General features: G+C 71.1%; 19 protein-coding genes and 2 pseudogenes. 9 read left to right on the top strand and 12 right to left on the bottom strand.

Annotated elements, in window-relative coordinates; genetic code table 11:
• The first annotated feature begins 32 nt into the window (after positions 1-32).
• Positions 33-1,717 (top strand): annotated as a pseudogene (locus tag JN350_RS08115) (long-chain-fatty-acid--CoA ligase).
• 35 nt (positions 1,718-1,752) lie between these two features.
• Here the strand turns inward: JN350_RS08115 and JN350_RS08110 are convergent.
• The 11 genes from JN350_RS08110 to JN350_RS08060 all read right to left on the bottom strand — a co-directional run bounded on the left by JN350_RS08110 (position 1,753) and on the right by JN350_RS08060 (position 14,940).
• Positions 1,753-2,724, bottom strand: a complete 972-nt coding sequence (locus JN350_RS08110) for a DMT family transporter (RefSeq protein ID WP_205464170.1) — start codon at positions 2,722-2,724, stop codon at positions 1,753-1,755.
• Positions 2,721-4,622, bottom strand: a complete 1,902-nt coding sequence (locus JN350_RS08105; RefSeq protein ID WP_240347702.1) for an APC family permease — start codon at positions 4,620-4,622, stop codon at positions 2,721-2,723. Before JN350_RS08105 ends, JN350_RS08110 begins: the two co-directional genes overlap by 4 nt.
• A 206-nt stretch (positions 4,623-4,828) precedes the next feature.
• On the bottom strand, positions 4,829-5,677 hold the full coding sequence (locus JN350_RS08100; RefSeq protein WP_123294045.1) for an ABC transporter permease: 849 nt from the start codon (positions 5,675-5,677) through the stop codon (positions 4,829-4,831).
• Positions 5,674-6,672: an ATP-binding cassette domain-containing protein gene (locus JN350_RS08095; protein ID WP_205464168.1), complete on the bottom strand. Its 999-nt coding sequence runs from the start codon at positions 6,670-6,672 to the stop codon at positions 5,674-5,676. Before JN350_RS08095 ends, JN350_RS08100 begins: the two co-directional genes overlap by 4 nt.
• 57 nt (positions 6,673-6,729) lie before the next feature.
• Positions 6,730-7,551 (bottom strand): hypothetical protein, encoded by an 822-nt coding sequence (locus JN350_RS08090; RefSeq protein WP_240347637.1) that lies wholly within the window; start codon positions 7,549-7,551, stop codon positions 6,730-6,732.
• Positions 7,552-8,013: 462 nt separating this feature from the next.
• Positions 8,014-9,612: an inositol monophosphatase family protein gene (locus JN350_RS08085; protein ID WP_205464167.1), complete on the bottom strand. Its 1,599-nt coding sequence runs from the start codon at positions 9,610-9,612 to the stop codon at positions 8,014-8,016.
• On the bottom strand, positions 9,609-10,511 hold the full coding sequence (locus tag JN350_RS08080) for an ABC transporter ATP-binding protein (RefSeq protein ID WP_461964387.1): 903 nt from the start codon (positions 10,509-10,511) through the stop codon (positions 9,609-9,611). Before JN350_RS08080 ends, JN350_RS08085 begins: the two co-directional genes overlap by 4 nt.
• Positions 10,414-10,716: a hypothetical protein gene (locus tag JN350_RS20730; protein ID WP_461964229.1), complete on the bottom strand. Its 303-nt coding sequence runs from the start codon at positions 10,714-10,716 to the stop codon at positions 10,414-10,416. Before JN350_RS20730 ends, JN350_RS08080 begins: the two co-directional genes overlap by 98 nt.
• 14 nt (positions 10,717-10,730) lie before the next feature.
• Entirely contained in the window at positions 10,731-11,543 is an 813-nt protein-coding gene (locus tag JN350_RS08075) for an ABC transporter permease (RefSeq protein ID WP_205464166.1), read from the bottom strand.
• Positions 11,540-13,735 carry an extracellular solute-binding protein gene (locus JN350_RS19220; RefSeq protein WP_240347636.1) on the bottom strand — a complete coding sequence of 732 codons (2,196 nt, stop codon included), beginning with the start codon at positions 13,733-13,735 and terminating at the stop codon, positions 11,540-11,542. The genes JN350_RS08075 and JN350_RS19220 overlap by 4 nt, the downstream gene beginning before the upstream one ends.
• 254 nt (positions 13,736-13,989) lie before the next feature.
• Positions 13,990-14,940, bottom strand: coding sequence for a hypothetical protein (locus JN350_RS08060; RefSeq protein WP_205464164.1), 951 nt, complete (start codon positions 14,938-14,940; stop codon positions 13,990-13,992).
• 121 nt (positions 14,941-15,061) lie between these two features.
• Between JN350_RS08060 and JN350_RS08055 the strand changes: the two genes are divergently transcribed.
• Together JN350_RS08055 and JN350_RS20725 are read left to right on the top strand one after the other, a co-directional pair.
• On the top strand, positions 15,062-15,484 hold the full coding sequence (locus JN350_RS08055) for a DUF3054 domain-containing protein (RefSeq protein WP_240347635.1): 423 nt from the start codon (positions 15,062-15,064) through the stop codon (positions 15,482-15,484).
• Positions 15,481-16,857 carry a LacI family DNA-binding transcriptional regulator gene (locus JN350_RS20725; RefSeq protein ID WP_461964225.1) on the top strand — a complete coding sequence of 459 codons (1,377 nt, stop codon included), beginning with the start codon at positions 15,481-15,483 and terminating at the stop codon, positions 16,855-16,857. Before JN350_RS08055 ends, JN350_RS20725 begins: the two co-directional genes overlap by 4 nt.
• Positions 16,858-17,304: 447 nt before the next feature.
• Here JN350_RS20725 and JN350_RS08040 read toward each other — a convergent pair whose 3' ends face one another.
• Positions 17,305-18,264, bottom strand: a complete 960-nt coding sequence (locus JN350_RS08040; RefSeq protein ID WP_205464161.1) for a DUF3097 domain-containing protein — start codon at positions 18,262-18,264, stop codon at positions 17,305-17,307.
• A gap of 78 nt (positions 18,265-18,342) precedes the next feature.
• Here JN350_RS08040 and JN350_RS08035 point away from each other — a divergent pair.
• The 6 genes and pseudogenes from JN350_RS08035 (at position 18,343) to JN350_RS08015 (ending at position 24,202) form a co-directional block, all read left to right on the top strand.
• Positions 18,343-19,391, top strand: a pseudogene (locus JN350_RS08035) (alcohol dehydrogenase catalytic domain-containing protein).
• A gap of 137 nt (positions 19,392-19,528) precedes the next feature.
• Complete coding sequence (locus JN350_RS08030; protein WP_205464160.1) at positions 19,529-20,770, top strand: ROK family transcriptional regulator; 1,242 nt, start codon at positions 19,529-19,531, stop codon at positions 20,768-20,770.
• 144 nt (positions 20,771-20,914) lie between these two features.
• Complete coding sequence (locus JN350_RS19210; protein WP_240347633.1) at positions 20,915-21,640, top strand: extracellular solute-binding protein; 726 nt, start codon at positions 20,915-20,917, stop codon at positions 21,638-21,640.
• Positions 21,598-22,272, top strand: a complete 675-nt coding sequence (locus tag JN350_RS19205; RefSeq protein ID WP_240347632.1) for an extracellular solute-binding protein — start codon at positions 21,598-21,600, stop codon at positions 22,270-22,272. Before JN350_RS19210 ends, JN350_RS19205 begins: the two co-directional genes overlap by 43 nt.
• On the top strand, positions 22,272-23,312 hold the full coding sequence (locus tag JN350_RS08020) for a carbohydrate ABC transporter permease (RefSeq protein ID WP_205464159.1): 1,041 nt from the start codon (positions 22,272-22,274) through the stop codon (positions 23,310-23,312). The genes JN350_RS19205 and JN350_RS08020 overlap by 1 nt, the downstream gene beginning before the upstream one ends.
• Positions 23,312-24,202: a carbohydrate ABC transporter permease gene (locus JN350_RS08015; RefSeq protein WP_123294058.1), complete on the top strand. Its 891-nt coding sequence runs from the start codon at positions 23,312-23,314 to the stop codon at positions 24,200-24,202. The genes JN350_RS08020 and JN350_RS08015 overlap by 1 nt, the downstream gene beginning before the upstream one ends.
• Positions 24,203-24,208: the final 6 nt, after the last annotated feature.

Here is a 24,208-nt window from a genome sequence, read left to right as displayed (position 1 = left end):
GGGCGCGGGGGTGGCCCGCTAGGTTGGGACGCGTGAGCATCGACACGCCTCGTCCCTGGCTTGCCTCGTACGCCCCGGGGGTCCCGCACGACATCGAGGAACAGCACGGTTCCCTGATCGACCTGGTCGAGGAATCAGCACGACGGTTCCCGGGCAGGGTCGCGCTCGAGTTCTTCAAGCGGACGACCAGCTACGCCGACCTGCAGGAGCAGATCCTCCGCGCGGCGAACGGGCTCCGCAAGCTCGGCGTCGGCGCCGGCGACCGGGTCGCGATCGTGCTACCGAACTGCCCGCAGCACATCGTGGCGTTCTACGCGGTCCTGCGCCTCGGCGCGATCGTGGTCGAGCACAACCCGCTGTACACGCCGCGCGAGCTCCGCCACCAGTTCGAGGACCACGGCGCCAAGGTCGCGATCGCCTGGGACAAGTCCGTCGCGACGCTGCAGGACTTCCCCGCCGACGTGGCGCTCGACGCGATCGTGTCGGTCGACCTGACCCGAGCGATGCCCCGCAGCACCCGGCTCGCCCTGGCCCTGCCGGTGGCGAAGGCCCGCGAGTCCCGCGCGAAGCTCACCACCTCGGTGCGCGGCACGACGAAGTGGGACGACCTGGTCCACACCCGCAAGCTGTCGAAGCGGCACCCGCGACCGTCGACGGACGACGTCGCCCTGATCCAGTACACCTCGGGCACCACCGGCACGCCGAAGGGTGCCGTGCTGACGCACCGGAACCTGCTGGCGAACGCCGCACAGGCCCGCGCCTGGGTGCCGCAGATCCGTCGGGGCGACAACGTCGTGTACGCGGTGCTGCCGATGTTCCACGCCTACGGCCTCACGCTGTGCCTGACCTTCGCGATGAGCATGGCCTCGCGGCTCGTGCTGTTCCCGACGTTCGACCCGGCGCTCGTGCTCACCGCGATCAAGAAGCACCCGCCGACGTTCCTGCCGGCCGTCCCGCCGATCTACGCCCGACTGCAGCACGCCGCCGACTCGGCGAAGGTCTCGCTCGAGGGCATCGAGATCGGCATCTCGGGCGCCATGCCGCTGTCGCAGGACATCGTCGAACCGTGGGAGGCACGGACCGGCGGGTACCTGGTCGAGGGCTACGGGCTGTCCGAGTGCTCCCCGTGCTGATGGCCAACCCGGTGTCCCCGGAGCGTCGCCTCGGCTCCATCGGTCTGCCGTTGTCCTCCACCGAGGCCCGCGTGGTCGACCCCGACGACAGCACGAAGGTGCTCGGCGTCGACGAACCCGGCGAGCTGCAGGTCCGCGGGCCGCAGGTGTTCCGCGGCTACTGGGGCAAGGCCGAGGCCACGGACGAGGTCTTCACCCCCGACGGCTGGTTCCGCACCGGCGACATCGTGGCGATCGGCGCCGACGGGTACGTCCGGATCGTCGACCGGCTCAAGGAGCTCATCATCACGGGCGGCTTCAACGTGTCGCCTTCCGAGGTCGAGGACGCCCTGCTCAAGCACCCGAGCGTCAAGGAGGTCGCGGTCGTCGGCATCACGCAGGGCGGCAACGAGCAGGTCGTCGCCGCCGTCGTGCCGAAGGACCCGTCCTCGTTCGACGCAGCGGCGCTGCGGGCGTGGGCGCGTGACCAGCTGGCGGCGTACAAGGTGCCGCGTCGGGTCGTCGTGGTCGAGGACCTGCCGCGCTCGATGATCGGCAAGGTGCTGCGGCGGAAGGTGCGGGACCAGATCCTCGCCGACGACTGACGCGCGTCGGCGCCCGCGGCGGCCGATGACGCGCGTCAGCGCAGGCGTCGCCCCGGCACCGCGAGCACGGCGAGCCCGGCCACCACGAGCGCGATGCCGACCCACCCCGTCGTGCCGAGGTGCTCCCCGACGACGAGCACGGCGAGCACCGCCGCGACCACGGGCTCGAGCAACGACACCAGGGTCGCGACCGAGGCACCGACGGACCGCAACCCCACGGCGTACAGCGAGTGCCCGAGGACCGTGGGCACCAGGGCCAGGTACAGGAACACCGGCCAGTTGCCGCCCTCGGCGAGGGACGGTGCGCCGACGACGACCACGAGGACGACGAGCGGCACGGCAGCGATGCCGAACACGGCGCCGACGAGCCCCCGGCCGTTCGGCAGCCCCGCCGCGACGGCTTCGACCCCGGGCCCGCCGGGCACCGACACCGCCCCGGCCGCCGCGTGCAGCCCCCGCGCCACCGCCCACGAGTACAGCGCGTAGGTGAGTCCGGCGAGCAGGGCACTGGCGATCCCGAGCGCGAGCGCACCACCGCCGCCGCCGTCATGCTCTGACCGCGCCAGGGTCACGACGACCATGCCGGCCACGCTCACCAGGGTGGCGACGATCCACCTGCCGGTGACGGGCCTCCTGTCCGACACCCACTCGACGAGCCCCGCGAACACGGGTGACGACCCGATGGCGATGGTGGTGCCGAGGGCGACGCCCGCGTCGGCGAGGGCTGCGTAGAAGGCGACCGCGTAGACGACGAGCGCCGCCGCGCCGAGCAGTGCCCACCCCCGTGTTCGGCGCTCGGCGACGGCGCGGACGGTGCCGCGTCCGGCGACGGCGGCGAGCACGAGGCCACCGATCCCGAACGTGACGGCGCCGAAGACGAAGGCGGGGACGCCCGGGGCGAAGTGGGTCGCGGTGCCGGTGGTCCCCCAGACCACGGCGGCGACGACCACCGCAGCGAGCCCGCCGGCGGGCGTCGGGACCCGGCGCGCGCTGGCCGGACCCGTCACGAGACGTGGATGGACGGGCGGCGGTGGACGTCCGGCTCGGCCTCGCGCAGGACCTCGCGCGTGACGGGCGCGACGTCACCGGCGCCGGTGAACACGAACCGCAGTGCGTTCCGGATCGGGCTGCCCTCGTTCCACTCGAAGTAGATGCTCGGGACGACCCCGGCGGTGTCACGGATCGCGAGCAGGGTCGAGGCGATGGTGTTCGGCACGTTGCCGGACCGGACCCGGAGCACACGGTGTCCGTGCACGACGTGCCCCTCGACCAGCAGGTCCTCTTCGAAGTCGGACGAGTCGGCGGGCAGTACCTCGAGGAACATCGTCGGGACGCGCGCCGGGATGCCGGAGTCGCGTCGTTCCTCGCGCCCCTTCGCCCGGTACGCCTCGGCGGTGCCGGCACCCGGCTCGTTCGCGATGATGCAGACCGAGCTGAACTGGTCGGCGTCGGCCTCGACGAACTGCCGGGCCGTGGCGTCCAGCTCGATCGACGACGCGCGGAGCTCGAACGACCGGCGCACCCGCGAGATGAGCGACACCACGACGATGGCGACGATGAAGATCGCCGCGATCCGGACGCCGTCGGGCCGCTCGATGACGTTCGCGACCGTGGTGTAGACGAACACGACCGAGATGACGCCGAACGCTATGGTGCGCTTCTTCTGCTGTCGGCGACGGGCCGACAGGGTGACCGCGACCGCGGCGCTCGTGATCAGGACGAGCACGCCGGTGGCGTACGCCCCACCCTGGGCGTCGACGTTCGCGCGGAACACGATCGTGATCAGGAAGGCGATGAGCGTGAAGATGATGACGAGCGGCCGGGTCGCCCGCGCCCACTGCGGCGCCATGCCGTAGCGGGGCAGGAACCGCGGCACCAGGTTGAGCAGGCCGGCCATCGCGCTCGCGCCGGCGAACCACAGGATCGCGACGGTCGAGAAGTCGTAGATCGACCCGAACACCCCGCCGAGGTACTGGTGCGCCAGGAAGGCCAGGGCCCGCCCGTTCGCACCGCCGCCGGGCTGGAACTCGTGCTGCGGGATGAGGAACGTCGTCGCGATCGACGAGGTGATGAGGAACGAGCTCATGATCACGGCCGCGACGGTCAGGAGCCGCTTCGTGCCGCGGATCCGTCCCTCGGGCCGGGCGCTCGTGTCGTCGGACGCGTCACCGCGCACCTGCGGCATCACCGCGACGCCGGTCTCGAACCCGGACAGGCCGAGCGCCAGCTTCGGGAACACGACGAGCGCGATGCCGACCATGACGAGGGGGTTGCTGTGCTGCGCGGTGAGCCCCGACCACCAGTCGCTGGCGACCATCGGGTGCTCGAAGACGTGCCAGAGCGCGACCACCACGACGACGGCGTTCAGGGCGAGGAACACCGCGACGAGTCCGACCGCGATGCCGATCGCCTCCTTGAACCCACGGAGGAACACCACGCCGAGCAAGAGCAGCAGCGCGAGGGTGAGCGGGACGGGGATCTCGGTGAACCAGTGCGGCGTGTACGGGTTCTCGGCGATGTGCGCCGTGGCGTCCGCCGCCGACAGCGTCATCGTGATCATGAAGTCGGTGACGGCGAAGCCGAGCAGGACGAGCACCAGGAGCTTGCCGGCCCACCACGGCAGCAGCTTCTCGAGCATCATGATCGACCCGGCACCGCGGAAGCTGTCGCTCGCGACCCGGCGGTACACCGGCAGCGCCCCGAACAGCGTGACGAGCACGAGCACGATCGTGGCGATCGGCGACAGCAGACCGGCGGCGAGCGCCGCGATCGCCGGCTGGTACCCGAGCGTCGAGAAGTAGTCGACGCCGGTCAGGCACATGACCCGCCACCACGGGTGGGTCTTCTCGACCTCGACCTGGTGCGGACCCTGGTGGGATGCCCCTTGGTGGGCGCCCTGCAGCATCCAGCGACGCAGTCGGGTGCTGCGGTCGAGGGGTGGCTCCGTGGCGTCGCGCTGGGCGGCCCGCTCGGCGTCTGTCGCGGTCACGTGGACGATGCTAAGCCGTCCGGGTGACGCACGTGCGCACCGGGACGGCCCCTGTGGACGAAAGCTACTTCGCGCTGATCCTGGCTGTGGATGGTGCAGTCTTGTTCACCGCCCCGACGGTCTCACTTCGCGCTGATGCGGGTGTACTTGTTGACCGCCCACGGCACGAACACGACGAGCATCACGGCGATCCCGATCAGCACCGTCACGATCGGGTGCTGCATCGTCCAGATGTCCGGCACCGGCGCCGACCCGACGTTGCCGAACAGCTCGCGGGCCGCCTGCACGAGCGACGACACCGGGTTCCACTCCGCGAACACCCGCAGCACCAGGGGCAGCGTGTCGCTCGGCACGAACGCGTTCGAGATGAACGTCAGCGGGAACAGGATCATGAACGAGGCGTTGTTGATGACCTCCGGCGTCTTGACGCTCATCCCGAGCAGCGCCATCACCCAGCTGAACGCGTAGCTGAACAGCAGCAGCAGGGCGATTCCGGCCAGGAACTCGAGCGGCGACGAGTTCACCCGCCACCCGACGGCCAGCCCGGTGAGCATCATGATCGCCATCGAGATCGAGTTGAGCACGAGGTCGGAGTTGGTCCGGCCGACGAGCACCGCGGACGCCGACATCGGCAGCGTGCGGAACCGGTCGATCAGGCCTTCCTTCAGGTCCTGCGCCATCGCCGACCCCGAGAAGGTCGCCCCGAAGACGACGGTCTGCGCGAAGATCCCCGCCATCAGGAACTGCGTGTAGTCGGTGCCCTCGACCGCGATCGCGCCGCCGTAGACCTGGCTGAAGAGCAGGACGAACATGATGGGCTGCAGCACCGCGAACACGAGCATGTCCGGCGACCGCTTGATCTTGATGAGGTTCCGTTTGGTGACGGTCCAGCCGTCCTCGAACCAGATGGCGACCGGCGAGGTGACGACGACGGGCAGCTGCCGACCCGGCGCGATGGTGGTGGCGGTCATCGGGTCGTCTCCTTCTGCTTGGGGGCGGCTCCGTCGGCCTCGTCCTCCGTCGCGGCGTGGCCGGTGAGCCGCAGGAACACGTCGTCGAGGGTCGGTCGTCGCATGCCTGCGTCGTGCAGCTCGATGCCGGCGTCGCCGAGGTCGGCGAGCACCCGTTGCAGCGCGGTGGGGCCGGCCTCGACCGCGATGGCGTGGGTGCGGCCGTCGCCCGAGGCCTCGACGTCGCCGACGCCGTAGCGCCGCAGGACGGTCGTCACGGCGTCACCGTCGGTCTCGTCCACCAGGGTCACGACGACCCGGTGGCCGCCGACCTGCGCCTTGAGGTGGTCGGCTGTGCCCTCGGCGATCACCCGGCCGTCGTCGATGACCGCGATGTCGTCGGCGAGCCGGTCGGCCTCTTCGAGGTACTGCGTGGTGAGCAGGACCGTGGCGCCCTGGGCCACCAGGTCCTCGATGATGCCCCAGAGCGCGAGCCGGCTGCGGGGGTCGAGGCCCGTGGTCGGCTCGTCGAGGAACAGCACGCGCGGGTTCATCACGAGGGCACCGGCGAGGTCGATCCGTCGCCGCATGCCGCCGGAGAAGCCCTTCACCGGGCGGTCCCCCGCCTCGGCCAGGTCGAACACGTCGATGAGCTCACGGGCACGCTCCCGCGACGTCTTCCGGCCCAGGTGGTAGAGCCGCCCGATCATCTCGAGGTTCTCGAAGCCGGTCAGGTTCTCGTCGACCGCGGCGTACTGCCCGGACACCCCGATGGACCGCCGGGTGGCCTGCGGATCGGCGATCACGTCGATGCCGTCGATCGTGGCCGTCCCGGAGTCCGGGGTGATGAGGGTGGTGAGCACCTTCACGGTCGTGGTCTTGCCCGCACCGTTCGGCCCGAGCAGCGCCTTCACGGTGCCCTGGGGCACGGACAGGTCGAGTCCGGCCAGTGCGTGCACCGGTCCGGACTTCGACCGGTAGGTCTTGGTCAGCCCGGAGGCTTCGATGATGGCCATGTCGCTCCTTCGTCGGACACGGTGTGTACCGGGGTCCGGTGGCGCGACGGACGTCACTCAGATGCCGAAGTCACCACCGAAGTCACTGGAGCCACCGCCGAAGTCGGATCCGCCGTCGTCCCAGCCCGCGCTCTCGAACCCGCCGCCGTCGGATGCGCCACCGTCGGACGCACCGCCGTCACCGGAGTCGGCTCCAGTGTCCTCCGAACCACCGTCGCCCGCAGCGTCAGTACCGCCATCGAACGATCCGGGGTCCGGCAGGAAGGCGCTCATGATCGCCGAACCGATGACGTAGCCGGCCACGGTACCGAGGATCGAGGCGCCGATCATGCTGCCGAACGACGGTCCGCCGCGCTGCCCGCCGAGGCGGCCACCACCGCCGACGCCACCGAGCGAGCGCTCCATGAAGCCCGGCTGGCGGATCTCGGACCGCGTCGCCGACTGCGCGAGCGAGCGGGGGTCGTCGCCACGAGGGGCCTCGCCGGGAGGCGCCGTGCGGGTGAACTCGTCGTAGACCATCCGGCGCTGCTCGTCGGTCAGCTTGGCGAACGCCTCGGCGTGCACCTCTTCGATGCGCTCGGGCGGCGCCGTGCGGAGCAGGTAGCGGTACCGCTCCACCGCGCGCTCGTCGTCGGTCGTCGCGCCCTGCTGCTGCGCGGGTGCACCGCCCCACTGCGGCACGCCGTACTGGCCGCCCTGCTGCTGCCCGGCTGGCACCCCCGTCGGGGCGGGCTGGTGGTACGACTGCTGGCCGTACCGGTAGCCCTGCTGCTGCGGTTGCTGCGGCTGCCCCCACTGGTTCTGCTGCGCGTCGTACTGCTGCGCGTCACCGGTGCGGTCGCGGTCCGGACGTCCGAGCAGGCGGTCGAGGAATCCCATGGTCGATGCTCCTTCGGGTGCACGGGCGATCCGGTCGGACCGGCCGTGGTCTGCCACCCTATGGAGCGGGGTCGGCCGCTGACTGAGCGCCCGCTCAGAGTCAGCCGTGCACCGCCTCGCCTCCAGTCCGCATCGTGCGCACCTGCACGACCCGTGCCGGGTCGGCAGCACCGTGCGCGCTTGCAGCGCCGCACCCAGCGGCCAACCCCGCACCGGAACGCAGGCCCCGCACCGTGCGCACCACCCACCCGACGGGAGGCCCGTACCCGACCCGACCCGCGCCTCCAGTCCGCACCGTGCGCACCTGCACGACCCGTGCCGGGTTGGCAGCACCGTGCGCGCCTACAGCACAGCACCCAGCGGCCAACCCCGCACCAGAACGCAAGCCCCGCACCGTGCGCAGGCCCCGCACCGTGCGCCGGCCGCGCACCGCGCACGCCAGCGCCAGCGCGCAGCGCCGGCTCAGCGCACGCCCGCGCCCGCGGCGAGCGCGGCCGTCCACACCGCGTGCAGCTCGTCGGCGGCCCCGGGGTGCGCCACCAGGAACGGTTCGCCCGCGGGCGGGAAGCCCTCGACCGGGCCGGAGCGGGTCAGCACGATCCCGCCGGCCTCGTGCACGAGCAGCACGGCGGCACCGTGGTCGACCGGGTTGAACGCCGACACGCACCCGCCGATCCCCCGGCCTGCCGCGACCTGCGCGATGGTCAACGTGCCGGAGCCCTGCACGCGCAGCGTGCACGACCGGTCGGCCAGGGCGTCGAGGAACGCGCCGAACCCGGGCCACGGCCGGTGCCCGTCGAGCTCCGTGCCGACGACCGCCCCGGCGAGCGGCCGCGGGGTGTCGTCCAGCTGCAGCGGACGATCGCGCAGGGTGGCACCGCGTCCGCGCCGCGCCTCGAGGACCTCGCCCCGCCACGGGTCGGCGACGACCCCGACGAGCGGACGGCCACCGCGGGTCAGGCAGAGCGACATCGACGTCCAGGGCACGCCGTTCGCCAGGTTCGTGGTGCCGTCGACGGGGTCCAGGTACCAGCGGTGCCGGTCGCCGGGTGCGTCGCCGTACTCCTCGCCGGTGAAGCCGTGGGTCGGGAACGCCATCCGGACGCGGGACCGGACGTGCTGTTCGACCAGACGGTCCACATCGGTGACGAGGTCGGCGGGGTTCGCCTTGGTCCGCACCTCGCTGACGGGGTGCTCGCGGGTGAAGGCGATGACCTCGTGCGCGATGCGGTGCGCCAGGGCCTGGGCGCGCGAGGCGACCTCGGTCTCGGTCGGTTCGCGGTCCCGTTCGGGCCAGCCGTCCCGGTCCGCCGACGACAGCGCGGCGCCGATCGCGCCGACGTCGTTCGTGGTGATCGAGTCGACGCCGAGCCGTGCCGCCCAGAGCGCCGGTTCGGCCTCGTCGACGGTCCAGACGGCGACCCGCAGCCCCAGGGCGTGCGCGACCTCGATCGTGCGCGGGGTGAGGAACGCGATGTCGAGGTTCAGGGTGGACGGGGTCAACGCCTCGAGGTCGGCCGGAGCGGGTGGGTCGAGCGACTCCCACGCGAGCCAGACGTCGGCGTCGGGCAGCACCGAGCGGACCGCGGCCATGGCGTCCGGCGCACCGCACCACGCCACGGTGGTGGACGCGGTGGACCCTGCGACGGTCCGGGCGGCGACGAGTCCGTCGGCCGCGTCCGTCAGGTCGACCAGCAGCACCGAGTGGCAGCCGTCGAGCCGTTCGAGGGCGGCGTCGAGCCGCGGGATCCGGTCGAGGCCGTTGCCGAGCCGGGCGACGTCGCACCAGGCGACGTCGGACACCCGTCGGGCGTCGCCCCACATCCGGCCGAGGGTCTCGTCGTGCAGCAGGACGGCCACGTCGTCGGCCGTGCGACGGACGTCGACCTCGATCACCTCGGCGCCGAGCGCCTCGGCGACCGCGATGGCGGGCAGGGTGTTCTCGCGCCGGACGCGCGGCGCACCGCAGTGGGCGACGAGCCGTGGCGGACGCACGCCGGGCCTCCCGGTCGGGCTGGTGGCGACCACCTGGTCGGCGGGCGCCGACACCGGGGCACTCATCGGGTGCCCTCGAGCAGCGCGCCGTCGCGGTACACGAGCACCTCGCCGAGGCGGACCCCGGTCTCGGTGCCGACCATCGGGGGTGCTCCGGTGACGAACGCGCGGAGCTCGGCGCCGTCGGCGGCCAGCACCACCTCGGCGAAGTGCCCGCGCATCAGCACGCGGGCGACGGTCGCACGGATCGGCGAGTCGTCGGTGAGCACGACCTGCTCGGGTCGGATGAGGACCGTGTCCGCCACGGTGGGGCTGACCGACGTGCCGGCCAGGAACCGGCCGGTGACGGGGCTCGTCGACCCGATGAACGACGCGACGAACCCGGTGGCGGGGCGGGCGTACAGCTCGGTGGGGGTCGCGATCTGCTCGATGCGGCCGTCGTGCATGACGGCGATCCGGTCCGAGATGCTGAGCGCTTCATCCTGGTCGTGCGTGACGATCACGGTCGTGATGCCGAGGCGCTGCTGGATGCGCCGGATCTCGTCGCGGACGCTCACCCGGAGCTTCGCGTCGAGGTTCGAGAGCGGCTCGTCGAGGAGCAGCACGTCGGGCTCCTGCACGATCGCCCGCGCCAGGGCGACCCGCTGCTGCTCACCGCCCGAGATCGCCGTCGGCTTCGATCCGGCGTGGTGGCTCAGGCCGACGAGTTCGAGCGCCTCGCGCACCCGCTCCGCCACCCGCTGCTTCGGCACGCGTCGGGTCCGCAGCGGGAACGCCACGTTCTGCGTCACCGTCATGTGCGGCCACAGCGCGTAGTTCTGGAACACCATCGCGCTCGGCCGACGCTCCGGACCGATCGACGTGACGTCACGGTCCCCCATCGTCACGACGCCGCCGTCGGCGGGCAGGAACCCCGCCACCATCCGGAGCGTGGTCGTCTTGCCGCACCCGGACGGGCCGAGCAGCGAGACGAGGCTCGCCCTTCGCGACGTCGAGGTCGATGCCCGCGACCACGTCGCGTCCGCCGAGCGTCTTGCGCAGTCCGCGGATGGTGAGTCCGCCGGTGCGGGCCCGGTCGGTCGTGCTGCCGTCGGTCGGGAGGCCCGTGGTGCGTTCCGCGACGAGGGTCGTGTCCGTCATCTGGTCGCCTTTCGTGCTGGTGGTGGTCATCGGTGTCCGACGCTTCATCGGATCTGGAAGCCGTCCGCCAGGCGGCCGCCCATGATGTGCTTCCGGGCGAGCAGCAGCAGGACCACGGACGGGATGCTGAGCGCGATCGCGAACACCGCGGAGACCTGGCGTGGGGAGTTGAGGACGAGCGAGTACATCGCCGTCGGCATCGTCATGTAGGTCGGCGCGCCGACCAGGTACGTGCCCTGCGCCTCGTCGAACGACGCGAGGAACGACATCACCATCGCGACGAGGATCCCCGGCCACGCGATCGGGAAGGTCACACGCCAGAAGGTCCGCCAGCGGCTCGCTCCGGCATCGCGTGCGGCTTCCTCGAGGGACCTGGGCACGGCCGAGAACGCGGCGGCGGGCAGCCACGTCATGAACACCACGCACCCGAGGACGTGCACGATGAGGATGCCGGTGACCGTGTTCATGAGGTTCAGCGCGGTGAACATGGCCGACATCGTGACGAAGAGGCCCATCTTCGGGAACGCGTTCGTGGCGAACAGCCCGACCAGGACGAGCCGGCGCCCGGGGAACTCGATGCGGCTGATCGCCCACGCGGCCGGCAGGCAGACCACCGCGGCGATGAGGACCGTCAGCGGGGCGAGGACGAGCGAGTTCTGGACGGCGACCGCCAGGCTCCGGTCCTCGAACACGGTGCCCCACCACTGCAGCGTCCACCCGTCGGGCAACAGGTTCGGGTAGGTCCACGTCGTGGCGAAGGCCCGAGCCGCCAGCCAGAGGAGCGGACCGAGCACGAAGACCGCCAGCACGACGGCGGTGGCCCAGACGAGGGTGTTCCCGGTGAGTCGCTTGGTCACGGCTGCTCCTGCTTCTGCTGCTGCTTCCGCAGCTCGCCGGCGTTCGCCCGGACCGTCGAGCGGAGGTAGAACACGCTCGCGGCCGCGGCGAACGCGAACACGATGAACGCCATCGCCGTCGACTGCTGCGGACGGTTGTAGGCCTGGAAGTACTTCGAGATGTCGACGCCGAGCATCGTCGGGGCGTTCGGGCCGGTGAAGTACGGCACCGTGAACGAGCCGAGCACGCCGATCACGGTGAACGTCGTCGCGATGACGAGCGGGGTCGCCGCCATCGGCAGGAGCACCTGCCAGACCACCCGCCACGTGCTCGCTCCGGCGTCCTTCGCGGCCTCGACCAGGGCGTCCGGGGTGCCCTGCAGCGCGCCGGCGATCATCAGCACGGCGAACGGCAGGCTCGTCCAGACGCTGCCGAACACCACGGCGACGAGGGTGTAGCCCCACACCGGGACGTCCAGGCCGAACTGGGCACCGAGGCTGCGGAGGAAGCCCTGCGCATCGGTGAACGTCAGGACCGACCAGCTCGCGATGACCACCGGCACGAAGAGCGGGACCACGGCGAGGACGCTGAGGCTCTTGCCGAGGAAACCGCCCCGGAGCCGGAGGATCACGGCCACCGCCACGGCGAGCGCCACGGTCAGGCCGGTCGACAGTGCGGTGACCCCGAGCGTCGCGACGAGGTCGCGCAGGAACGTGGCGTTGCCGAGCAGGGTGCCGTACACCGCGAACGAGAAGCCGCGCACGGTGTCGCCGCCGATGTCCGCGAGTGCCTGGTTCAAGCCGCCGGTGAACCCGAGGCTGAACAGGGCGGCGTTGACGACGGGGACACCGACGAACAGGACCACGACGAGGACGGGCGCCGCGACGAGGGCGAGGCCCTGCCACCGCCGACGGCGGTCGAGCCGCTCCTGGACGGACAGCCGACCTGCGGCGTCCGCCGTGCCGTGGGCGGGCGACGGGACGGGCGGGAGGCCCTTGGCGGAGTCGCCACGGGCCTCCCGGTCGAGCGCCGGGCCGTCCTGGACGGTCTGGGTCACTGCGGGACCTTCGCGTCCCACGCCGCGTTCATGTCCGCGGCGAAGTCGCTCTGGAACCCGAGGCGCAGCTGCGAGGGGTTTGCGTCGGCGAACTGCTCCGCGACCGACGCCGGCAGGCTGTCGAGCGGGATGACAGGGTAGCCGGACACGGCGCTCGCGACGAGCTGCTGCCCCTTCGAGCTGAGGACGAAGTCGGCGAGGCTGCTCGGCGGCCGCCTTCTTGGCCTTCGGCTCGGTCTTCGGAATGCCGAGGAAGCTCGCGCTGCCGGTGAACGACGGGTCGGAGATCTGGATCGCCTTGACGGTCTTCGGGATCACGCCGGTCTTCTGCGAGGTGATGAACTGGTCGCTCCACACCGGCGCCATCGCGATCTGGCCGCTCCCGAGCAGCTGCACGACCTGGTCGTTGCCGTTCGGGTAGACGCCCTTCTGGTACGTCGAGGGGCCGAGGTCCTCGAGCGCTGCGAAGCCCTTGTCCCACTTGGACTCGAGCGACTTGTCGTACGTCGTCTGCATGGTCTGCTGCTCATCCGCGGTCAGGTACTTCGCGAGCACCGTGGCGACGAACGAGCCGCCGGAACCGCCGGACGACGGGGAGTTGTACGCGAACTGACCGGGGTTGGCCTTGATCCAGGCGAGGAGCTCGTCGAGGGTCTCCGGCGGGTCCGTCACCTTGCTCGAGTCGTACGCGAGCAGGACGCTCGAGGCGCGGTACGGGATCGCGCTGTCGCCACCCTGCTGCCTCGTGGCCTCGGGGACGTCCTTCAGGTTCGGGATCGTGCTGTCGCTGACCTTCGCCATCAGGCCGGCCTTGCCGGCGGTGGAGACGAAGCCGGCGTCGACCAGGTCGTACGCGACGGACTTGCCGGCCTTGACCGCGGTGGCCAGGTTCGCCTGGGTCTGCGCATCGTGCTCGCCGTGTAAGTCGATGCTCGTGGTCACGTGGATCTTCGGGTTCGCCTTCTCGAAGGCGGGGATGAGCGACTTGTCCCAGAGGTCCTGGACGTTCGTGTCGCCGCTGATGAACACCGTGAGGTTCGTGGTGCCACCGCTCGTGTCTGCGGCGTTCGAGGCGTTGGCGCTCTGGACGCAGCCGGACAGTGCGACGGTCGCGGCCGCCGCGATGGCGAGGCCGGCGAGGACTCGGGTCTTCACGTGGGTTCTCCCTGTTCCGTGGGGTGGGGGTGGTGCGGGGGTCGTGCGGGGTGGGGTGGCGTGGGCCGTGTGGGAACGTTCCCGCGCCGAGGTCGAGTGTGGCGCTACCGGGTGAACGCCGGGTGCCGCGGGCGTCGCCGCTGGGTGAACTCCGGGGGCGGGCTTCGCTGCGCCCGCGCTGGTGCGAGGTTGATCACCCCGTGCGCCGCAACAACCTCGCACCGAGTGGCGAACCTCGCACGGGGGCTCGGCACTCAGCGTCGCATCCGGACACCTGCCCGCCGCAGCTTCGCGCGCAACGTCGCCTCGTCCCAGAGATCAGCCCATCGCAACCGCACGACGTGCCGAACGCCTGGCATGGACCGCAGCCGGTCCTCCCGGTACTTCTCAGCGACGACCACGTCCTCCGCCGAACGCCCGTTCCGCATCGTCGGGTCGCGGTACTTCGCCTCGCCGTCGAACTCGACCACGACGCCGGCCGAGGGGAACCAGAAGTCCACCACGATGTCCGGTTGCCCGGACGACCTGAAACGGTGCTGCAGCACGGGCTCCTCCGTTCCGAACTGATCGAACCGGGTGCGCGCGATCGACTCACCCGGCGAGTCCGACGCGGAGTCGGCGAAGTCCACCGCACGGAGCGCCCGACGGCGACTCTTGGGGCCACGCCGCGCGATCGTGTCGCGCACGGCTGCTCGGGGAACACCCCGACGGAGCAGGTCGTCGAGCGCCACGACGGCGTCGATGAACGGCACCGTGAGGGCCACGTCTGCGGCTATCCGAACAGGTCCGCTCAGCTGCAGGCCTTCCGGCGTGCTGATCCTGTTCGGGTCCGGTACCGGGTCGAGGTCGGCGTGGACGACGAAGGAAGCATTCGTGGTCCGCCGATCACTCCCGACCGAGGTCAGGTGGACTCGATCGGGCGGCGGCGACACCGTCGGCACGCCGAGCACGACTGCCGCCGAGACGTGTGAGACGACCTGGTCGGGTCCGATGCGATCGGCAGACGCACCGATACGGACCAGGTGCTGTTCCGCCGGCCGGAGGGCTGCCCAAGCGGCAGCGTCGACGAACCTCCCTCGCCCGATGCGGACGAGCTCCTGCGCGTCCGCCCGCCTCCTGATCACCTCGGACTCGGCTGGATGGTGCGCCGAGGTCCGGAGGACGGTGACGGCGGGGAGCGACGCGAGGGCGATCTGACGGTTCACCCCGACGATGGTGATCGTCGGGGGACGAGAGCGGTTGGGGCGGCAGCGGTCCTGTGGACAAGACGAGGGCGACGCCCGCCTGTGGAGAGGCCGGAGCCGTCCGGGCTGCGAGACTGTCCGGGTGAACACACGCACCTGGGGTTGGCTCGCAGCGGTCATCGACGTCGTGCTCATCGTCGTCTTCGCACTTATCGGGCGTTCGTCGCACGGTGAAGCCAACACGGCGCTGGCACTCTGGATCACCGCGTACCCGTTCCTGGCGGGCTGGGCGATCGGGTACGTGACAAGCGGAGCCTGGGCCCGGCCGCTGCGCTTCTGGCCGACCGGCGTCGTGGTCTGGATCCTCACGGTCTTCGTCGGTCTGGCGATCCGGGTCGCCACCGGCCAGGGCGACGTCGACGGCAACCCGCTGCCGATCTCCTTCGTCATCGTCGCCACGATCGTGCTCGGGGTGTTCCTGCTCGGCTGGCGCGCGATCGCCCGCGGGGTGCTGCGCTTCACCGCGTCGCGGTCCGGACGAGACACCGCAGCGTCCGACGCGTGAGCGGTGGCCGCGGGTCCCAGCCGACCATCCTCGACGTCGCCGCACGTGCGGGCGTCTCGAAGTCGGCGGTGAGCCGGGTCCTCTCGGGCACGGGGCGGTTCTCGGACGAGACCCGGGAGCGCGTCGAACGCGCAGCAGCCGAACTCGGGTACGTCGCCAACGCCATGGCACGCGGGCTCGTCAGCGGTCGGACGCACACCATCGGCATGCTCGTGCGCGACGCGTCGTCGATGGTCTACACCGCACTGCACGCCGTGATGGAGCGCCGCGCGTCCGAGCTCGGCTACCGAGTCGTCACCACCACGGGTGTCGGCCGTGTCGAGGACGAGAAGTCCGCGCTCGCCGCACTCGTGTCGATGCGGGTGGACGGCCTCGTGGTCTGCAGCGGCCTGATGCCGTCGGCCGACATCGCTGAGTTCGCCCCGCGCATCGCCACCGTGGTCGCAGGTCGGCCCGAACTCCACCCGGCATTGTCCAGCGTGTACTGCGACGAGGTGGACGGTGGCGCGACGATCGCCGACGCCGTCGCCGATGCCGGTCACCGCGCGGTCGTGGTGCTCACCGTCCCGCTCGACAACGCGATCACACAGCACGCCCGCTCGACGGCGATGGTCGAACGGCTCCGAGCGCGTGGTGTCCGGGTCATCGACATCGACGCCAGCTTCGTGCGGCCACCGGACGACCTCGCTGCCGACCTGGTCGACGCGATGCACGAGTCGGAGGTGACCGCGGTGATGTGCCCGACCGACCGACTCATGCTCGACGTGTGCGAGGCACTCTCCCGCCGTGGTGTCCGGGTCCCGCACGATCTGTCGGTCACCGGGTTCGACGGCGTGTACCCCTCGCGAGCGACTGGATCGGGTTCACGACACTCGAGCAGCCGATCGAGCGGATCGGCCGCGAGGCGATCGACCTCGTCATCGGCCGGATCGACGACCCGACCCGTGCCGTCGAGCACCGCTCACTCCGGGGCACCGTCGTGCCCGGTCGCACGCTGCTCCCCCGCTGACCGGGACCTTCTCGGTGCGAGGTTGATCACTCGGTGCAGCGCAACAAGCGCGCACGGAGTGATCAACCTCGCACCGAGCGAAGCCCGTCAGAACAAGCCCGAGCGCGGCCCCTCGTCCGGACCATCGAACCCGCGGAACATGTCGGACACGAGTGCCTCGATCTGCGGTTCGACCAGGCGCTCCACCGCCTCGGCGATGCGCGGCCGGTGGTCGATGAGCGCCAGGCACACCGCCGTACCGGTCGAACGAGCACACTCGTCGGACAGCTCGATCTCGTGCCGGAGCGCCGCCTTGGCCTCGTCGGACAGCGGCTCCCTCGGGGTCTGCTCCCCGCGCCCGTCCCCGCCAGCTCCCCGAGCGTGAAGAGGAACGGCGAACCGGGCGAGGGCTCGGGGTCGACGTCGAGGCCCTGGAACTCGGGCGACAACCCCTCCGCCGGCTGGTACCCGGCGTGCCGCTTGCGCGCCGCGGCCCGCTCGAGCTCGCGCTGCAGCAGCGGCAGGTTCTTGGCGGTGTAGTCGTCGACGGCGTCCTCGACGATGGTCGAGATCCGGCCGATCAGCGCGTGCTGGACGGCGTGCGGGACGTCCTGCCCGAAGCCGGCGGCACTCGCGATCGGGGACCCGGTGCACTTCCGGCAGATGCGGGTGCGCGGGCGCGCGGTCCCGATCTGCCAGCGCGGCAGCCAGCGCAGCCAGACGTCGACAGCACTGCGCACGCGTCCGTCGATGCCGTCCATGCCCCAACGATACGGAGCGGAGGCGCGGATCACCCGCTCATTCCGCTCGCCGCCCCAGAACGGCCGGGTTCTCAGGCCTTGGGTTCCGTCACGAAGTCGATGAGCTCCTCGACACGGCCGAGCAGCTGCGGCTCGAGGTCGGCGAAGGTGCGCACCTGCCCGAGAATCCGTTGCCACGCCCGCGCGATGTCGGCCTGCTCGGCGTTCGGCCACCCGAGCGCCTGGCAGATCCCCTTCTTCCACTCGATCGACCGCGGGATCGTCGGCCAGGCCTGCAGTCCGACGCGTGCCGGCTTCACGGACTGCCAGACGTCGACGAACGGGTGCCCGACGACGAGCACGTGCGCGCCCCACTTGCCACGCATCACAGCCTCGGCGAAACGGGACTCCTTCGACCCGGGCACCAGGTGGTCGACGAGCACGCCGACGCGACGGTCTCGCGAGGGCTGGAACTCATCGAGCACCGAAGCGAGGTTGTCGACGCCGGAGAGCTCCTCGACGACGACGCCCTCGACGCGCAGGTCGGTTCCCCAGACCTTCTCGACGAGCTCGGCGTCGTGCTTGCCCTCGACCATGATGCGCGAGGGCAGGGCCACCCGAGCACGCTGCGACTCCACCGCGAACGATCCGGACGCGGTGCGGAGGCGACCACCGTCGGAAGCATGCCGGACCGCCGGACCGGCACCGGGCCTCCAGTCAGCGTGGACGGAACCCGACGAACCAGCGGAACCCGACGACCCAGCGGAACCCGACGAACCACCAGACCGCCCGACCGGCGCCTGCGGCCGCCCCAGCGTCACGAGCTCGCCCTCGAGCAGGAACTGCCCGGTGAAGGGGAAGGAACGGGTGCGGCCCTTCCAGTCCTCGAGCGCGATGTTGCCCGCCTCGAGCCCGACGACGGCGCCGGCCCACCCGGAGTCCGGGTCCTCGAGCACCATGTCGCGTTCGAGCGGCACCTGCCGCACCTTCTTCACCCCGCGGGAGCGCCAGTCTCCCGAGAGCACGTCCCCGCCGTACCGGTCGTCGTCCACCCGCACGAGGGTACTGTCGACGTCGGCCCGGACGACGTCGACCGCGCCGACACCCACCATCTCGACGGAAGGCCTCCCGTGCGCGCAGCGATCATCCACGCCCCGAACGACATCCGCGTCGAGGAGCGCGACCGCCCCTCGGTCCTCACTCCGAAGGACGTCGTCGTCAAGGTCGTCGCCGCGTGCGTGTGCGGCTCGGACCTGTGGCCCTACCGCGGCGTCACGAAGACGAAGGAGCCCCGGCCGATCGGGCACGAACTCGTCGGCGAGGTCGTCGCGGTCGGCGACGCGGTCACCGACCTGCACGAGGGCGACTTCGTCATCTCCCCTTCACCATGAACGACGGCACCTGCCAGGCCTGCCGCCACGGGATGACCAGCGGCTGCGACCACCTGTCCGGCTTCGGCGGGAAGGACGCGTACGGCGACCCGGTCGGCGGCGCGCAGGCCGAGTACGTCCGCATCCCGGACGCGTCGGCGACCCTCGTCGCGGTGCCCGGCCCCGTCGACCCGGCACTCGTGCCGTCGCTGCTGACCCTGTCCGACGTGTTCTCCACCGGACACCACGCCGCGGTGTCGGCGGCGGTCGGTCCGGGCAAGACGGTCGTGGTGGTCGGCGACGGCGCGGTCGGCCTGTCCGCCGTGCTCGCGTCGAAGCGACTCGGCGCCGAGCGCATCATCGCCATGAGCCGGCACGCCGATCGCCAGGCGCTGGCGCGCGAGTTCGGCGCGACGGACATCGTGTCCGAGCGCGGTGCGGACGGTGTCGCGGCGATCCGCGGGCTGCTCGGCGGCGACCTGGCCGACTGCGCGGTGGAGGCCGTGGGCACCGAGGAGAGCATGGACCAGGCGCTGCACTCGGTGCGCGCAGGCGGCAACCTCGGCTTCGTCGGGGTCCCGCACGGCGTGCCGACGATCGGCACGCGCTACCTCTTCGACACGAACATCGCGGTCGCGGGCGGCATGGCGCCGGCACGGAAGTACATCCCGGAGCTGCTGCCCGACGTGCTGTCCGGAGCGATCGACCCGGGGCGCGTGTTCGACCTGGAGCTGCCGCTCGACGACGCCGCCGAGGCGTACCGGGCGATGGACGAGCGTCGTGCGATCAAGGTGCTGCTGCGACCGTAGGCGCCGGTCGCGCACCGGCGCCCGACCCGCGTCCGCCGGGCCTCCGTCGGGCCGGCGCGTTTCGCGCAGCAGAACGCGTGTTTCCAATCGGTAAACAAACCTTTCAGTAAAGAAGGTTGTCCGTTACAGTCCTCGACATGACCACACGAGGACGCACCCCCGGCCAGCCCGGTCTGCTGCGCGTCCTGAACGACCGCGCGGCGCTCGAGCTCCTGCTCGACGACGGCCCGCTCACCCGCAACGAGATCGCGCAGCGCACCGGTCTCAGCAAGCCCACCGCGGCCGAGATCATCCGCCGGCTCGAGTCGGCGGACCTCATCCGCCAGGCCGGCACGGACACACAGGCCGGGCGCCGCGGGCCGAGCGCCGTCGTGTACGAAGCGATCACCGACCGCGACCTCGGTGTCGCGGTGGACGTCCAGCTCGTCGACGTCCGGTCGACCGTGGTGGACGCCGCCGGTCGCACGTTCCCGGTCGCCACGCACCGGATGTCCGAGGCCGAGGTGCGCTCACCCGGGTCGGACATCGTGGCCGCAGCGATCTCCCGCGCAGCCGCCGCGGCCGGTGTGGACCCCGAGCTCGTCACCGCCGTCGCGGTGGGCGTGCAGGCGAGTGTCGACCACGCCACCGACACCCTCATCTTCACCGACGGGCTACCCGGCTGGCCGCGCGAGCAGGTCAGCACGACCCTCTCCGCCGAGCTCGGCGTCCACGTCGTCGTCGAGAACGACGCCAACCTCGCCGCCATCGCCGAACGCAACATGGGGGCCGGTCGAGCACCCGGATCGTTCGCGCTCTTCTGGATGGCCGAGGGCCTCGGCATGGCCCTCGACCTGCACGGTCACCTGCACACGGGCGCCTCCGGTGCCGCGGGTGAGATCGGCTACCTCAGCGTGCCCGCCGACGCACGCTCCATCGACCCGACGGCCACGATCGTCGCGGACCTCATCTCCGAGCCCGCGATCATCGCCCTGGCCGCCGAGCACGGGATCACGGGCCCGGACGGCACCGCAGCCGACTGGCGCCAGGTGCTCCCGCAACTGCCCGGCCTGCCCGAGCAGCACCCCTTCACCGTCGCCCTCGGCGAGCGCGTCGGGCACAACGTGCTCCCCGCCCTCGCGGTGGCCGATCCCGAGACGGTCGTCCTGCACGGCCCGACCGGGATCGCCGGTGGCCCCGCCCTGGCCGCCGCCGTGACCGCCTGGCTCCGGACCCGCTCACGCTGGTCCACCGCCGTGGTCGCGCCCGGCGTCCCCGACACCCCCGTCCTGCACGGTGCGCGGCACGTCCTCATCGACGTCGTCCGCACCGCGCTCGCGGACCGGCTCGAGCGCATCAGCGACGATGCCCCGACGCCGGACCCCGTCGAGCGCCCCTGAACGTTCCACCCGCACCACTCGAGGCACCATCACCCAGCCCTGTCACAGGGCTCTTCGTCGCGCCCGGAAACGGGCAACGCCCGGAAACGGGCAACGCCCGGAATCCTCGGCGCGCCGGAGCGAGACCAGAGAGCGAGTACCGCCTTGTCCCTCCCCGAACCGAACGCCCCGCGCCGCCGGGTGTTCCGCCGCATCGCCTCCGCCACGGCCGTCGCCGCCGTCGGAGCCCTCGTCGTCGCCGGCTGCAGCTCCGGCAGCAGCGCCGACTCGATCGAGAAGACCGCCCCGAAGGAGCTCAAGGGCACCGTGTCCCTGTGGCACTTCTTCACCGGCCGTGAAGCCGGCGTCGTGAAGACCGCCGTCGAGGGCTTCGAGAAGGCCAACCCCGACGTCACCGTCGACATCCACGCCGGTCAGGACGACGAGAAGCTGCAGAAGGCGATCTCGTCCGGCCAGAACATCGACGTGGGCCTGTCGTACTCGACCGCGATCGTCGGCAGCTTCTGCTCCTCGGGGGCGTTCCGCGACCTGTCGCCGTACATCGAGCGCGACAAGGTCGACCTGTCCGACATCCCGAAGGCCGTGCAGTCGTACACGCAGTACAAGGGCACGCGCTGCACCCTGCCGGCCCTCGCCGACGTCAGCGCGCTCATGTACAACAAGCCGCTGCTCGAGAAGGCGGGCATCACGACCCCGCCGAAGACCCTGGACGAGCTGAAGACCGACGCGCTGAAGCTGACGACGTACAACGCCGACGGCTCCATCAAGCAGCTCGGCTTCAACCCGCTCATCGACTTCTACGAGAACTCCCCGAGCACTGGGCGCCGATGGTCGACGGTTCATGGCTCGACAAGGACGGCAACAGCGTGATCGGCACGTCCGACGCGTGGAAGAAGCTCATCACCTGGCAGAAGGGCTTCGTCGACGAGATCGGCTACGACAAGCTCAAGGCCTTCACGTCCGGCCTCGGGCAGGAGTTCGCGGCCGACAACGCGTTCCAGACCGGTCAGGTCGCGATGCAGATCGACGGCGAGTACCGGACGGCGTTCCTCAAGGACCAGAAGCCGGACCTGGACTACGGCACCTCCCCGACCCCGGTGATGGACGGTCTCGGCAACTACGGCTCGACGTACATCGCGGGCAACGTCGCGGGCATCGCGAAGGGGTCCAAGAACCCCGAGCTGTCGTGGGCGCTGCTGAAGTACCTGTCGACGAACACCGACGCGCAGGTCACGATGGGCAACGGCCTGAAGAACATCCCGACGCTCACCTCGGCGCTGGAGTCCCCCGACCTCGAGGTCGACGAGAACTACAAGACCTTCGTCGACGTCGCGGGCGACAAGGACACGATGACCTCGCCCGGCACCGCGGACGGTGCTGCCTACATCGGCACCTTCACGAAGTTCTGGCAGGCCTACCAGCAGAACGGCGGCGACCTCGACGCCAAGCTGAAGAAGCTGGACTCCGACATCGACAACGCGAACCAGCTGGCTGGTCCGTGATGAGCGTCACCACCAAGACGACCGGCCGGGAGGCGCGGCTCGCCCGCGCCGCCCGGCCCACGGACCCGACGGGGTCCGGTCCGGTGCCCCCGACGGCTCCGCAACGTCGGCCCCGCTCCGCAGAGTCCCGGCGCCGCCTCGTCGCCCTGACGATGCTCGCGCCGGCCCTGGCGGGCCTCGTGGTCTTCTTCGCCTACCCGCTCGTCGCGTCGATCTTCTACTCGTTCACGCGCTACAACCAGCTGCAGGAGCCCGAGTTCGTCGGGCTCCTGAACTACAAGTTCCTGTTCACCCAGGACCCGCAGATCGGGCCGGCGGTCGTGAACACGCTGTGGTTCGTCGTCATCCTGGTGCCGGTGCGGATCGTGTGCGGACTCCTGGTCGCCGGGCTGCTCAGCCGGGCCAAGACGGCCACCGGCTTCTGGCGGACGCTGTTCTACCTGCCCGCCCTCGTCCCGCCGGTCGCGAGCGTCGTGGCGTTCGTGTTCCTCTTCAACCCGGGCACCGGGCCGGTGAACCAGATCCTCCGGGTCTTCGGCATCGACGGCCCGCTGTGGTTCAACGACCCGGCGTGGTCGAAACCGTCGCTCGTGATCCTGGGCGTCTGGGTGATGGGCGACATCATGATCATCTTCCTGGCGTCGCTGCTCGACGTGCCGCGCGACCTGTACGAGGCCGCGTCGCTCGACGGTGCGAACGGCGTCCAGCAGGTCCGGCACATCACCCTGCCGACGATCGCCCCGGTGATCGGGTTCGCCGCCGTGACGGGGGTGATCGCCGCGCTGCAGTACTTCACCGAGGCGGCCGTCGCCTCGGGCGTCGCGAGCGGCAAGGCGACGATCGGCGGCGGGACCGCCGCCCAGCTCGGCTACCCGGGCACCTCGCTGCTCACGTACACCGAGCTGCTCTACCAGCACGGGTTCGCGAACTTCCAGTTCGGCTACGCGTCCGCCATGGCCGTGGTCCTGTTCGTGATCACCGCGGTGGTGCTCGTCTTCACGATGCGCCGGATCAGTGTGTTCCGGCCGGAGGAGTCCTGATGACCGCTGTGTCCCAGTCCCCGCTCACCCGGGCGCCCCGGGGTTCCGCTCCCCGCACCGGCAGGCCGCGCGGGCGCACGCTCGTGTGGATCGCCGAGCACGCCGCCCTGGTGGCCCTCGGCGTCCTCACCATCGCCCCGATCGTGTTCGTGGTCCTGACGTCGCTGATGTCGAGCAACCAGGCACTCACGGCATCGATCGTGCCCCGGCCGTTCGACTTCTCGAACTACGCGCGGGTGTTCACCGAGCTGCCGCTCACGCAGTGGTTCGGCAACTCGTCGATGTACGCCGTCCTCGCCACCGCGTTCATGCTCCTCAGCTCGGTGCCGGCGGCCTACGCGCTCGCCCAGATCAAGTTCCGGGGAGCGAACCTGATCTTCACGGTGATCATCGTCGCGATGCTCCTGCCCCCGCAGGTCACCGCGGTGCCGGTCTACGTGATGTGGTCGCACCTGCACCTGACCGGCACCCTGTGGCCGCTCATCCTGCCGAACCTGCTCGGCGACGCCTTCAGCATCTTCCTGCTCCGCCAGTTCTTCATGACCATCCCGAAGGAGTACGGCGACGCCGCCCGCATGGACGGCTGCAGCGAGTGGGGCGTGCTCTGGCGGGTGGTCGTCCCGATGGCCCGCCCGGGCATCGCGTCGGCGGCGATCTTCATGTTCTTCCACTCGTGGAACGACTACTACGGCCCGCTCCTGTACGCGTCCGAGAACCAGGCCGCCTGGCCGGTGGCGTACGGGCTCGCCACGTTCCGCGGACAGCACGGCACCGACTGGTCGATGACGATGGCGATGACCGTCGTCGTCATGGTCCCCGTCGTCATCATCTTCTTCTTCGCACAGAAGGCATTCGTCGAGGGCATCGCGCTCACCGGCGTGAAGGGATAGCAGCTC

It is taken from the genome of Curtobacterium sp. 24E2 (assembly GCF_016925595.1).
Lineage (GTDB): Bacteria > Actinomycetota > Actinomycetes > Actinomycetales > Microbacteriaceae > Curtobacterium.
This window is presented reverse-complemented; position numbering and strand designations above follow the sequence as displayed.

Excerpts from the sequence above, each read along its gene's own strand:
- JN350_RS08105 (WP_240347702.1), bottom strand. The coding sequence starts at position 4,622 with ATGCTGCAGGGCGCCCACCAAGGGGCATCCCACCAGGGTCCGCACCAG.
- JN350_RS08100 (WP_123294045.1), bottom strand. The coding sequence starts at position 5,677 with ATGACCGCCACCACCATCGCGCCGGGTCGGCAGCTGCCCGTCGTCGTC.
- JN350_RS08095 (WP_205464168.1), bottom strand. The coding sequence starts at position 6,672 with ATGGCCATCATCGAAGCCTCCGGGCTGACCAAGACCTACCGGTCGAAG.
- JN350_RS08090 (WP_240347637.1), bottom strand. The coding sequence starts at position 7,551 with ATGGGATTCCTCGACCGCCTGCTCGGACGTCCGGACCGCGACCGCACC.
- JN350_RS08085 (WP_205464167.1), bottom strand. The coding sequence starts at position 9,612 with ATGAGTGCCCCGGTGTCGGCGCCCGCCGACCAGGTGGTCGCCACCAGC.
- JN350_RS20730 (WP_461964229.1), bottom strand. The coding sequence starts at position 10,716 with ATGACCACCACCAGCACGAAAGGCGACCAGATGACGGACACGACCCTC.
- JN350_RS08030 (WP_205464160.1), top strand. The coding sequence starts at position 19,529 with ATGACCACACGAGGACGCACCCCCGGCCAGCCCGGTCTGCTGCGCGTC.
- JN350_RS19205 (WP_240347632.1), top strand. The coding sequence starts at position 21,598 with ATGGTCGACGGTTCATGGCTCGACAAGGACGGCAACAGCGTGATCGGC.
- JN350_RS08020 (WP_205464159.1), top strand. The coding sequence starts at position 22,272 with ATGAGCGTCACCACCAAGACGACCGGCCGGGAGGCGCGGCTCGCCCGC.
- JN350_RS08015 (WP_123294058.1), top strand. The coding sequence starts at position 23,312 with ATGACCGCTGTGTCCCAGTCCCCGCTCACCCGGGCGCCCCGGGGTTCC.